The 13,630-nt window shown below is 47.5% G+C and carries 8 protein-coding genes; 7 read left to right on the forward strand and 1 reads right to left on the reverse strand.

Annotated elements, in window-relative coordinates; genetic code table 11:
• The 3 genes from ABY436_RS15525 to ABY436_RS15535 form a co-directional block, all read left to right on the forward strand.
• The coding region (locus ABY436_RS15525; RefSeq protein ID WP_372739847.1) for a putative Ig domain-containing protein at window positions 1-3,577 on the forward strand (3,577 nt) is incomplete at its 5' end.
• Window positions 3,578-6,889, forward strand: a complete 3,312-nt coding sequence (locus tag ABY436_RS15530; protein ID WP_372739848.1) for an Hpt domain-containing protein — start codon at window positions 3,578-3,580, stop codon at window positions 6,887-6,889.
• Between the two features lie 54 nt (window positions 6,890-6,943).
• The gene (locus tag ABY436_RS15535) at window positions 6,944-8,692 is read left to right on the forward strand and encodes an EAL domain-containing protein (RefSeq protein WP_372739849.1); all 1,749 of its coding nucleotides are present in this window, start codon (window positions 6,944-6,946) and stop codon (window positions 8,690-8,692) included.
• 73 nt (window positions 8,693-8,765) lie between these two features.
• On the opposite strand, the gene ABY436_RS15540 is transcribed toward ABY436_RS15535, so the two are convergent.
• Complete coding sequence (locus ABY436_RS15540; protein WP_372739850.1) at window positions 8,766-9,902, reverse strand: GNAT family N-acetyltransferase; 1,137 nt, start codon at window positions 9,900-9,902, stop codon at window positions 8,766-8,768.
• Between the two features lie 66 nt (window positions 9,903-9,968).
• On the opposite strand from ABY436_RS15540, the gene ABY436_RS15545 reads away from it, so the two are divergent.
• The 4 genes from ABY436_RS15545 to ruvC form a co-directional block, all read left to right on the forward strand.
• Window positions 9,969-10,418 carry an HIT domain-containing protein gene (locus tag ABY436_RS15545; RefSeq protein WP_372739851.1) on the forward strand — a complete coding sequence of 150 codons (450 nt, stop codon included), beginning with the start codon at window positions 9,969-9,971 and terminating at the stop codon, window positions 10,416-10,418.
• A gap of 142 nt (window positions 10,419-10,560) precedes the next feature.
• Window positions 10,561-12,324, forward strand: a complete 1,764-nt coding sequence (aspS, locus tag ABY436_RS15550; protein ID WP_372739852.1) for an aspartate--tRNA ligase — start codon at window positions 10,561-10,563, stop codon at window positions 12,322-12,324.
• Window positions 12,325-12,448: 124 nt separating this feature from the next.
• Complete coding sequence (locus ABY436_RS15555; protein ID WP_372739853.1) at window positions 12,449-13,189, forward strand: YebC/PmpR family DNA-binding transcriptional regulator; 741 nt, start codon at window positions 12,449-12,451, stop codon at window positions 13,187-13,189.
• Window positions 13,190-13,391: 202 nt separating this feature from the next.
• Window positions 13,392-13,630 (forward strand): crossover junction endodeoxyribonuclease RuvC (gene ruvC, locus ABY436_RS15560; protein ID WP_372739854.1); only part of this gene is annotated, 239 nt, incomplete at its 3' end.

The following is a 13,630-nucleotide window of genomic DNA, read 5'->3' on the forward strand; positions in this document are numbered from 1 at the left end:
AATGCAAACCGTCAATGACGAACCGACCTTAACCGCGACCGGCAGCGATCCGACCTTTACGGAAGGCGGAGCCGCGGCCAGCCTGTTCAGTGGTGCCAGCGCCGATACCATTGAGTCTGGCCAAACCCTGAGTGCGCTAACCCTGACGGTCACCAATGTTAACGATGGTGCCAGTGAAATTCTCAATGCCGACGGCAGCGCCATTGGGCTGACTAACGGCAACAGCGGCACCACCGCAACCAACAGCCTTAGCTACAGCGTCAGCGTCACTGGCAGCACCGCGACACTGACCCTCAGCGGCGGTACGCTGAGCGAGGCGGCAACGCAGACGCTGATCGATGCTATCAGCTATCAGAACAACAGCAATGATCCGAACAGCAGTGACCGGGTGGTGACGATCACCAGCCTTCAGGACAATGGCGGCACCGCCAACGGCGGTGACGATACGGCAACCCTGAGCATCGCCTCCACCGTTACAATGCAAACCGTCAATGACGAACCGACATTAACCGCGACCGGCAGCGATCCGACCTTTACCGAAGGTGGTGCGGCCGTATCACTATTTAGCGGGACGAGTGTTGATCCTATAGAAAGTGGACAGAATGTAATTGAAATGTGGATATCTGTAGGGGGTGAGGCAGATGACGCAGATGAAGTTATCAATTTTGATGGCCGTAGCATTGCGTTGCAGAATAGCAACTCCGGAAGTACCGATAATTTCAGTGGGTTCCTTGTTTACACGAGTGGCGGTGATAAATTCATTTACCTGACAACAGGAGTTGGCAGCGTAACGCCAACAGTACTGGAAGGTTTGATTGATAACATGAGTTATCAAAACAACAGCAGTAATCCGACCGAAGGGACACGCACAATAACAATCAGAGGCTTGACCGATGATGGTGGCATAGCCAACGGCGGAGATGACTTTAATGCTGCGCTGTCGGTTAGCTCCGAAGTGGCTGTCATCGCTGCTAATACAGCGCCATCATTAAGCAGTAATAATTTTGTTCTTTCTGAAGGAGTAACCACCACGATTACACCGGCTATGCTGGCTGCGACCGATGCTGATGATGCTAATGCAGGGCTTACCTTCACAATGAGTGGTATTTCTGGTGGACAGTTTGCCTTAAGCGGTAACCCAGCTGTTGCCATTACCTCTTTTACTCAGAGCCAGATAACATCAGGTGTGGTTGTCTTTGTAGACAATGGAGATGAAACGGCTCCGGCGTTTTCACTATCGGTATCAGATGGTGTTAATTCAACAGTAGCCGTGCTGGCGACTATCAATTTCTCCAACGTCAATGATGCACCAACACTGTCAGCTACCGCCAGCAACCCGACCTTTACCGAAGGTGGCTCGCCGGTGTCGCTATTCAGCGGTAGCAGTGCCGATCCGATTGAAGCAAGCCAGAGGTTTATAAGCTTTACTGTGACGGTCAGCAATGTGTTGGATGCTTCCGAGGAAACGCTTAGCCTCGACGGTGAAGATATAGAACTAACCCACGGTGAGAGTGACGACACCGACAACTTCAACTACACAGTCAGCGTCACCGGCAATACCGCCACGTTGAGCTTCAGCGGTGGGTCGGTCACGGCCACGCAGCTTGAGAGCCTTATTAATGGCATGCGTTACGAAAACGACAGTGAAAGTCCAAGCACAGGCAATCGAGTGATCACCATCACTGAATTGCAGGACAATGGCGGGATCGCCAACAGCGGTGACGATACGGCCACCCTGAGTATTGCTTCCACGGTTTCTGTCGGAACAAGCAATGACGATCCGACTCTGAATAACGCCATAAGCGATCAGAATGCTACCGAAGACAGTTTCTTCAGCTTTACTTTCGCAGCAGGCACCTTTGGTGATGTGGATGCCGGTGACACGTTAAGCTACAGCGCCGCTTTACCTGGTGGCGTAGCACTGCCCGCCTGGCTTACTTTTGACGATGCGACCCGTACCTTTAGCGGTACACCGCTGAATGCTAACGTCGGTTCTATCAGCGTGACAGTCTCCGCCGATGATGGCAACGGCGGCACTCCTGCTACTGATACCTTCGATATTGTGGTGGCGAACAGTAATGATGTGCCGACCGTCGCCAATCTCATCCCTGACCAAAATGTGACAGAAGACAGTTTCTTTAGTTTTCAATTTGCCGCAAACACCTTCACGGATATGGATGGCGATACGCTGATTTACAGCGCCACTTTGAGTGGCGGCGTAGCACTGCCCGCCTGGTTAACCTTTGACGATGCTACCCGTACCTTCAGCGGTACACCGCTTAACGCCGATGTCGGCACCACCACAGTGATCGTCACGGCCAATGATAGCAATGGTGGTAGCGTGATCGACCGCTTTGATATCGTCATCATTAACAGCAACGATGCGCCCAGCGGCAGCGTGACGATAAACACGGACGGCACGCCTGCTGAAAATGAAACGCTTTCCGTGAGCAACGCGATCACCGATGACGATGGCTTAGGTGCGATTACCTATCACTGGCAACGTAACGGCAGTGATATCGGCAGCACCGGCAGTAACTACACCCTGGTAGATGCAGATGTCGGACAGACCATCACGGTAGAAGCGCGTTACACCGATGCTAGCGGCACTAATGAAGCCGTTTTAAGTAACAGCATCAGTGGCATAACCAATGTCAACGATGCGCCCAGCGGTGCGGTGCTGATTAGTGGCATATTTGCTGAGAATGAAACACTGACAGCAAGCAACACCCTTGCCGATGAGGATGGTTTGGGCACTATTACCTATCACTGGCAGCGTGACGGCAGTGATATCGGCAGCACCGGCAGCAGTTACCTGTTAACCGATGCGGATATGGGTAAGAAGATTACAGTCGAAGCGCGTTATACGGATCTTACGGGCGTGGCCGAGCGGGTGTCTAGTTCACCGGTAATGGCCACTGTAATTGTCGATGATATCGAGTCAGGTTCCAGCGCTCCGCTCGCTGAGAAGGTTTTAGTTCCGGCTGAAGTTAAAGAGATTGAAAACAAGGTAGCGGAAGAGAAAGCACCGCCGGTCACCATCAAAGTGGAAGCGGACAATCCACCAGAAGTGGTTGCGTCAACAGCGGTGAAGTTTGTAGCCCCCCCTGAACTGCCATCATTCGAACCCAATGAGATTAATTCAAATAATATTAAGCCGTTAGCGTTAGCCATCGGCAATCAGACATCGGTCATGACAGATTTAAAGGTCAGCTGGCTGCAACTTTCTGATCCGTTAATAATGGTTAATTCAAGTGGTTTGATGCAGGGATTAGATCAGATGGAAAAAGAGTTCCAACAACGCATAGGTTTAGACCAGATGGTGGTAGGAAGCAGTATAGCTATGTCAACGAGTTTGTCCGTTGGTTATGTCGCCTGGTTGCTGCGCAGTGGTGTTTTACTCTCAAGTGTATTGACGTCATTACCTGCCTGGCGGTTTATTGATCCATTGCCTATCTTATCAACCTTGGGGTCAGAAGAGGGTGGGCTTGATGTGTATGCTAGCGGCGAAGAATCACTTGAAGAGTTAGTACAAAAAGATAATACCGACGAAACATCAGATACCAGGGATCTATAAGTGTTAGAACGATTATTTGGTAAACACAGCTCCAAAGCCAGAATTGCCATAGGGCAAGCCAGCATCATTGTGAGTTTGGTGCTTATCGCGGCCATACTTGGTTTGTTACCTAATGAAAGCAATATTTCACGCCAGGCGCGTTTGACGTTAGCCGAAACGATTGCAACGAATGCCTCGTTGTTCATCACGCGTGCCGATATTAAGCGTATGCATGCCACGCTAGAAGTGACGGTTAAACGCAATCCGGAACTGCTATCGGCGGGGGTTCGTCGCAGAGATGACGCACTACTCGCTGATATTGCCGATCACTCTCTGACGTGGGTTCCCAGAGAAGGAGAGGGATCAACGGACACAGATGTTGTGGTACCTGTATGGGAAGGTGAGCAGCAGTGGGGGCAGGTTGAGCTAAGGTTCTCGCCTATACAAGCATCAGGCATCTGGGGCTTCATAACTAACCCGGTATCCATCTTTGTACTGTTTCTCAGCAGCAGTAGCTTTATTATTTTCTTCTGGTATCTGGGGAAAATGTTAAAACAACTGGATCCCTCTCAAGCAATTCCTGACCGGGTGAGGTCGGCACTGGATACCATGGCTGAGAGTTTAATCGTCATGGATGTGAAGCAGAATATTGTGCTGGCAAATCAGGCATTTGCCACCTTAGTGGATCGACCTGCAGAAAAATTGGTTGGGCTTAAAGCATCCAGTTTCCCGTGGAAAGATCATGAGGATGATGACTCTGTTGAAAAGTACCCCTGGAAAATCGCAATGGACAGCGGTAAGCCTATTACTAACCACATTGTTCGCTTGCAGTTATCAGATGATATTAAAAAATCCTTTATGGTTAACTGTTCACCGGTGTTACTTCCCGGGGGGAAAGTGGGCGGTGTCCTGGTCAGTTTGGATGATGTGACAGAGCTTGAAGAGAAAGATATTGAGCTGCGTCGTTCAAAAGATGAGGCTGAAATGGCCAATCGGGCTAAAAGTGAGTTCCTGGCCAATATGAGTCATGAAATTCGCACGCCGATGAATGCCATTTTAGGCTTTACCGAATTATTACGCCGGGACCGCGGCGGGCTGCAGCCAGAGCAACGTAAACACCTGAATACTATTTCCTCAAGTGGCCAGCATTTGCTGGATCTTATCAATGATATTCTGGATTTATCGAAGGTAGAAGCCGGGCATCTGGATGTAGAGACCATTGACTGTAAACCTGTGCAACTTATTCAGCAGGTGATGCAGACCATGAAGGTTAAGGCCGATGAAAAAGGACTTGAACTGAATTTTGTTGCTGATTCAGACTTGCCGGATGTGATCAGTACTGACCCGGGTCGGGTACGCCAGATTTTAACAAACTTAATAGGTAACTCTATTAAGTTTACGGATAAGGGCGCTGTGACGGTGCGTGTCTGTGTGCCTGATCGATCTGACCCTCAATTACATATAGATGTGGTAGATACAGGTATCGGTATGACGGAGCAGCAGGTGAACTCTGTTTTTGATCCGTTTGTGCAGGCCGATAGCTCAATTACCCGGCGCTTTGGTGGAACGGGTCTGGGGCTCTCTATCAGCCAGAAGTTCGCTCACGCGCTAGGCGGTGATATTTTGGTTAAAAGCACCGCGGGCCAGGGGAGTACTTTTTCTCTTGTATTAGATGTTGATGATTCAGCAGAGACATCCTGGCTGACGGCAGAAGAGTTGTTCTTTAAATTTGAACAGGATGAATCCCCGGAGAAGTTTAGTTGGCGTCTACCCAAAGCGAGCATTCTGGTGGTTGATGATGGTAATGAAAACAGAGAACTGGTGAGGCTGGTTCTTGAAGACCTCGGATTAGATGTTGTTACTGGCGTGCATGGTCAGGATGGTTTAGAGAAAGTGGCTGCCAGCCACTTCGATATAATCCTGATGGATGTTCAGATGCCCGTGATGGACGGCTATGCGGCTGTCAAAGCAATGAGAGAGATGGGTATAAAACAGCCTGTCGTTGCATTAACGGCACATGCGATGAAAGGGATAGAAATGCGCTGCATGGAGGCGGGTTATAGCCACTATATGACTAAGCCGATTGATATTGAGGCGTTAATCAGCTTGTTGGCGGAGTTGCTCGGCGGTGAAAAAATCATCGGCGTTCACACAGAAAAGCATGCGGATGTTGACAGCGTCAGTAAACCCGCCCTGTCTCATCCAGACAAACGTGCCTCGCTTGAGCCGTTAGTCTCCGGCCTTGCCGTCAATGTTAAGTTTAGCGAAATCATCGAACGTTTTGTCAGTAAGTTAGGTTTGCAGATTGAAGCGATGGACGCGGCGCTTGAAACACAGCGTTTTGCAGATCTTGCCGATTTAGCACATTGGCTTAAAGGCTCGGCGGGGAGTGTCGGTTACGGCATGTTTACTGAGGTAGCACAAGAGCTTGAAGAGGCGGCAAAAGCATCTGATGCCTCTGCGGTGAGTGAAAACCTGGCAGTCGTTAAGCAGTATCATCAGCGCGCTTGTCTGGGGCTTGAAACGCTCAATGACCCTGGTTATAAGGCCGATGTTGAAAAAAGTGCCGAGAAGTTCATAGCCACGAGCCCCGAAACGAATAGCGGAAAGAGTGCCGAAACCAAAACAGAAAATAGCCGCGGTATTCCGCCGATTCTAACAACGCCGGCTAAGATAGTTCTGCAATCTACACTCAGTAGCAGTAATGCTAAGTATGAAGCAATCGTACAGCGTTTCGTTGAGCGTTTGCAGGAACAGATTGTCGAGATGCAGCGCACTATTCTGGTGGCTGATTATCCAGCCCTTGCTGATCTTGGGCATTGGTTGAAAGGGTCAGCAGGGAGTTTGGGTTTTGCCGATTTGACAGAGCCTGCGTTAGAGCTTGAAACCGCGGCCAAACGTGCTGATAAAGCAGCGGTCACTGCATCTTTTGAAAAAGTGATGGCATTGATATTTCGTATCAAAAATATTGATGCTGAGCTGCTGCTATCAAAGCTTCAGGGCTTGAGTGGTCCGTCAACTGCTCTGGTTGAGCAGCCGAAAATACGCTCCAAACTACTCGTTAAAAATGAAAAATTCCGCCCGATTGTTGAACGATTTGTCACCCGGTTGCATGAGCAGGTGGATGCAATGAGTAGTGCACATGAAAATATGGAGTTTGAGGCGTTAGCTGAGTTGGCGCATTGGCTAAAAGGTGCGGCCGGCAGTGTTGGGCTTGATGAGTTTACTAAGCCAGCGGATGATTTGGAGCAATTTTCTAAGGTGAAAAACTTGAAGCGCTGTGAAAGTGTCTTACACTTAATTAAGACAATGGTTCAACAGATTGAAATATAGATTTTTTATAACGCTATATCCTGAAAAGCGGATGTGTAATAGGTGGGTGGCACTGTGAGCTTGAATGATTCGCTGATTATGATGGTTGATGATGAACCGATCATGATTGATTTAATTCAGTTTTTTCTTGAAGATGCGGGTTATCGGAACTTTTTAGGACAAAGTGATTCTGTTTGTGCTGTCGAGTTAGTGCAGACGCGCAAACCCGATATTCTTTTACTCGATTTAGTCATGCCTGATGTTAATGGCTTTGAGGTGCTGGAATCTCTCAGAAGTATCGAGTCCACCCAGCATCTTCCTATTGTTGTTTTAACCTCTTCCAGTGATGCTGAAACCAAACTGAAAGCATTAGAGCTTGGCGCGACTGATTTTTTGGCCAAACCGGTGGATCCGAGTGAGCTGGTGCTCAGGGTTAGAAATATTCTGACGGTTAAGGCGTATCAGGATCGTTTGACATATACCGATACGTTAACCGGGTTGCCCAATCGTAAATTTTGTATCGAACGTTTATCTGACGCCATGTTATCGGCACAGGAAAATCAGACAGAGCTAGCGGTCATTGGCATTAAGTTGACCAGTTTTAAAACATTAAATGATAGTTATGGGCCCAGTGTAGGCGATGCTATTTTAAAAGAGGCGGCCTCAAGGTTGCTTGATTGTATTCGCGTTTCGGATCTTGGTGGTCATCAGGATACGTCAGAATCGATGAAAATCATTTTTAAAACATCAGGAGATGAATTTTCAGTTCTACTCAGTGATAAGCAATCAGATGATGAAGTAACTTTTGTTGCTGAGCAGCTTATTAAAGCATTCGTTGCCCCATTTGAGCTTGAGCAACATAGTTTGTATATCAGCATTAGTATGGGGATAGCTGTGTATCCCGGGGATGGCGATTCAGCTGAAATTATTATAAAAAATGCCAGTTACGCGGCGAATAGCTCTGCAGATGATATACAGGGGGGGCTACAATTTTATTCTCAGGAAGCGAATCAGCATTTGCAAGACAGAATGCAGATGCAGCAGGATTTAAAGAAAGCGATCGAAAATGATGATTTTTATTTAGTTTATCAGCCACAAGTAGATGTTGTGACTGGCAGGGTCAGGGGTGCCGAGACTTTATTAAGGTGGACACATCCGAGTCAACGCGATATCTCTCCTGGTATATTTGTCCCGGTGGCTGAACAATGTGGTTTGATGGAAGAAATAGGCTCGTGGGTTTTTAAGCATGCTTGTCGTCAGGCCGCTGCCTGGCAGAAACAAGGTATGGATGATTTTTCCGTTTCGGTGAATGTGTCCAGTCAGCAGTTCCAGGCTCCCGGGTTTGTTGAATTTGTCACGGCTTGTCTTGAAGAGACTCAGGTGATCCCGGAAACGATCATTGTCGAGTTGACTGAAAGTCTGGCGATGAGTGATCTTAGTAAAACAGATCATGTTTTGCGTCAGTTAAAGGCACTGAACGTGAAGATCTCCGTTGATGATTTTGGTACCGGCTATTCATCATTAAGTTATTTAAAAAGCTTCCCTTTGGATGAATTAAAGGTTGATAAGGCTTTTGTTGATGGCCTTCCTGATAATAAAGGTGATCAGGCGATTACATCAGCTATTATTACCATGGCTAAGAAACTCAATTTTTTGGTGGTCGCGGAAGGTATAGAAAACCAACGACAAGCCGATTACTTGCGGGTGGCGGGATGCGATCTGTTTCAGGGATTTCATTTTTCCCGTCCTTTAAAAGTTGATGATTTTAATGCCTATCACAAGCAGCACAGTCAGGTAGCCGAAGTGTATTTAGCTGAGGGTTGATCTGGTTAACAGGTAGTTAGTTAAGTTAGTTTATTAAGTTAATTAGTTAAACAGGACGATTAATTCGTCCTGCTTACTTCTCTTGTTTAAAAGGTAAGCCTTTTGCCAGCTCTGCCATGTGACTCTTCATCAAGGGTGTTTCTTCATCGAGAAAATGAGCGATGGCGTTACTAAAAGACGGGTTGCTAATATAGTGGCTTGACCAGGTTTTAATGGGCTCAAAGCCACGTTGTATCTTGTGCTCGCCTTGAGCACCAGGATCAAAACGTTTCAGTCCATGCCTGATGCAGTATTCAATGCCTGTATAGAAACAGGTTTCAAAATGCAGGCTATCAAACTCTTCAAGGCAGCCCCAGTATCGTCCATAGAGTGTTTCGTCATCCTTCAGGCACAACGCTGTTGCGACATACTCCGCGTTATATTCTGCTGCAAACAGCACCAATTGTTCCGGCATCGAGTGAATCAGACGCATAAAAAAATCCTGATTCAGATAGCCTTGCCTGCCGCGCTTTAAATAGGTCAGGTGGTAACAGCGATAAAAAGTTTTTAACAGTGTTTCTGTGATCTCTGGGCCTTCAAAACAGCGAATGATAACCCCTTGATCCGTGACTTTACGGCGTTCACGTTTCACATTTTTTCTTTTGCGTGAGCTGAAGCTCTGCAGGAAATGCTCAAAGCTTGTGTAATCTCTGTTAAACCAGTGAAACTGGGTCCCTAAGCGGCTTTGGAACCCCTCATTTTCGAAAAGTATCTGTTGGTTTTGTTCAAGAAAAAGGCCGTGCCAGGACGAGGTTTTCTTTTCTGTGGATATTTGTTTGATGATCTGGGTTAGTATCGGCACTATCTCTGAGACAGGCTTATGTGTCGCAATACGCGGGCCGGATACAGGAGAAAAAGGTATTGATGTTAATAGTTTAGGGTAATAGTCTAACCCATGTCGTTGGTAGGCATCTGCCCAGGCCCAATCAAAAACGTACTCGCCATAAGAGTGGCTTTTTAAATACAAAGGTAAAATGGCGATACAGTTATTGTCTTCAAAAAGGCGCAGATGCAGAGGTTGCCAGCCGGTCTGTGAAGAGACAGCACCGCTGGACTCTAACGCTTCAAGAAACTCATAACGAAGAAAGGGGTTGGATGTGCCTGCCAGCCGATTCCACCCCTCTAAGCCGATATGGGATATGCTCTGTGATAGATCAAAACTATATGTCATGTTTTATACTGTTATTCATGGCTGCTACTTTCAATGTAATTAAGCGACTTATTTTAGGGGATTACAATGGACGAATTAGAATTGGAATTTGAGCTTGATTCTCGTTTAGCGAATGATTGTATCGTATTAGGTGACTTTCCGCTGAGTCGATTGTTACTGATGAACGATGCTAATTATCCTTGGTTTATCCTGGTTCCGCGCCGCGCGGGGGCCACAGAAATTTATCATCTTTCACCCCAGGACCAGCATCAGTTAATAGACGAGTCCTCTGAACTGGCCGAAATCATGGCGGACAGCTTTTCTGCAAGGAAAATGAATATTGCAAATCTGGGTAACATGGTTCCTCAGTTGCACCTGCATCATGTCGCTCGTCATGAAGGTGATCCTGCATGGCCGGGCCCTGTCTGGGGTAAACAGCCGGCAGTGCCCTACAGCGCAGAGCAGATTGCACAGATCCGCAAACGAGTTGAGTCCATGTTAGTTGGTGAAGTGAGTTTCGTTGCAGGGAAAAAATAGGCGTGTATAGTCGCTGTAACGCTGCATTAAATCAGGTATAATCCGGCGCTTTGTTTAGACCTGATTTTTGGTGATGCTGTCAGGCAGCAGCCGCTATTTAGTATTCAGTATATAGCCAGTAAATAGATAGGAACAGTAAACTATGCGCAGCCATTATTGCGGCGATCTGAGAAAAGAACACATCGGCGAAGAAATTACATTGATGGGGTGGGTGCACCGTCGCCGCGACCATGGTGGGGTCATCTTTCTTGACGTACGCGATCGCCAAGGCATCGCTCAGGTCGTTTTTGATCCAGAGCGTGAAAAAAGTTTTGCTATCGCTGACAGTGTACGTAGCGAATATGTTATTGAAATTAAAGGCCTGGTGCGTCACCGTCCGGATGGAACAGTCAACAGTGACATGCCTACCGGCGAAATTGAGGTGATGGGGCTTGAGCTGACTATTCTGAATAAAGCTGAAACGCCTCCATTCCCATTGGATGATCATCAGAAAGTCGGTGAAGATGTTCGCTTGCGTAACCGCTTTATCGACCTGCGTCGTCCGGAAATGCAGGAAAAACTGCGTTTCCGTTCCAAAGTAACCTCCGAGATTCGTCGTTATCTGGATGAGAACGGTTTTCTGGATATTGAAACACCGATTCTGACCCGTGCTACCCCTGAAGGTGCGCGTGATTATCTGGTGCCCAGCCGCACACATGAAGGTTCATTCTTTGCGTTGCCGCAGTCGCCACAGCTGTTTAAGCAGCTACTGATGGTGTCGGGTTTTGATCGTTATTACCAGGTTGCAAAATGCTTCCGTGATGAAGATTTGCGTGCCGACCGTCAGCCCGAATTTACCCAGATAGATATTGAAACTTCGTTCATGAATGAAGTTGAGATTATGGGTATAGCTGAAACTATGATTCGCAAGCTCTTTAATGAATTGATGGCTGTGGATCTGGGTGATTTCCCACAGATGCCATATGCTGAAGCAATGCGACGTTATGGTTCAGATAAACCAGATTTGCGTATTCCAATGGAGTTGGTTGATGTCGCTGACCTGATGGCGAATATCGAGTTTAAAGTATTTGCCGGCCCGGCAAACGACCCTAATGGTCGTGTTGCTGCGCTAAAAGTAACGGGTGGTGCGTCATTAACCCGTAAGCAGATAGACGAGTACACCAAGTTTGTCGGTATTTACGGTGCTAAAGGTCTGGCATACATCAAGGTTAATGAAGTAGAGAAAGGCGCTGAAGGACTGCAGTCTCCTATCGTTAAATTCCTTGGTGAAGAGGTGGCGATGCAGATCGTTGAACGTCTGCAAGCGCAGAATGGCGATCTGATCTTCTTCGGTGCGGATTCAGAAAAAATTGTTAATGAAGCAATTGGTGCTTTACGTATTAAGGTCGGTGTTGATCTGGATATGCTGGTTTCTGAATGGGCGCCACTGTGGGTGATTGACTTCCCAATGTTTGAAACGAATAGCGATGGTAGTCTGTCGGCATTGCATCATCCGTTTACAGCGCCTAGCTGTTCAGCACAAGAGTTGGAAGCAAACCCTACAAAGGCACTCTCGCGTGCTTATGATATGGTATTGAACGGTACTGAGTTGGGTGGTGGTTCCATCCGTATTCATGCACAGGATATGCAGCGTACGGTTTTCCGTACCTTGGGTATCAGTGATGAAGAAGCGGAAGAAAAGTTTGGCTTCCTGCTGAATGCATTGAAATATGGTGCGCCTCCGCATGGTGGTTTGGCATTTGGTCTGGATCGTCTGATTATGCTGATGACAGGCACGGACTCCATTCGTGAAGTAATTGCCTTCCCGAAAACACAGAGTGCTGCTTGTCTGTTGACGGATGCGCCCGGAGTAGTCAGTGCTGCTCAGTTACATGAGTTGAACATCAAGCTACGCAGAACACCGTAAATTCCTGCAGCGAAATTTCTGCTCGTGACGCCTGTGGCTATGAAAGTAGCTACAGGCAGTGTTTTAAATAATACGAATCACAAAAAATACGCCATCCGTTATCGGTTTGTTATTGAGGTATTCTATGGCTGGTCATTCTAAATTTGCTAACATCAAGCACCGAAAAGCGGCGCAGGATGCAAAGCGCGGCAAGATCTTTACGAAATTGATTCGCGAACTGGTAGTGGCAGCTAAAGAGGGCGGCGGTAATCCTGATGATAACCCGCGACTGCGGGCTGCCATAGATAAAGGCCTTGGCGCTAATATGAAGCGCGACACTATTGATAAAGCTATTCAGCGAGGCGCTGGTGGTGCAGAAGGCGAGAACTATGATGAGCTTACCTATGAAGGCTATGGCTCGGGTGGTGTCGCTATTCTTGTTGAAACCATGACCGATAATGTCAACCGTACCGTTTCTCAGGTGCGTGCTGCTTTTTCCAAAGCGGGTGGAAATTTGGGCACCAGTGGCTCAGTTTCTTATCTGTTTGAGAAAAAAGGACAGCTTTCATTTGAAGCGGGTGCTGATGAAGAAACCATTATGGACGTCGCGCTTGAATTGGGCGCGGATGATGTAGTGACTAATGACGACGGATCAATTGATGTGTTCACAGCACCTGCTGACTTCCTTGATGTAAAAGCAGGATTGATAAAAGCGGGTCTTGAGCCTGCTCATGCCGAAGTCACTATGATTGCGTCGATCACCGCTGAACTGGATGTAGAGGGCGGACGTAAAATACTACGTTTGCTCGATACACTGGAAGATCTCGATGATGTACAAAATGTATATCACAATGCCGGGATTCCTGAAGAGTCTATGCAAGAGTAGTGATGGACTTAATCCATCGACATGAAAGCCGAGGCTCTGCTAACCACAGTGCATCGGCTTTTCTAATTGAGCGCTGATGCTTCAGTCGACTGAAGAATCTTTGCCGGTCGCTGGCGGAGATGTTGCTCAGTCTGTTCTACACCACTGAGTGCTCGGTCATCATTAATCAACTTGGTTTAGTCAGTAATAACGGAACGATTGGATGATAATTCTGGGAATAGATCCGGGGTCACGTATCACTGGCTACGGTCTGATTAATATTGTGGGTGCACGAAATGAATATATCGCCAGTGGCTGTATTCGTATTAAGGGAGATGATCTACCGGATCGTCTTAATCAGGTGTTTGCCGGTGTTAGCGAAGTGATCCGTCAGTTTATGCCGCAGGAGATGGCGATTGAGCAGGTGTTCATGTCTCGTAATGCGGATTCTGCTCTCAAGCT

Source organism: Neptunomonas sp., from assembly GCF_041601355.1.
Classification (GTDB): domain Bacteria; phylum Pseudomonadota; class Gammaproteobacteria; order Pseudomonadales; family Balneatricaceae; genus Neptunomonas.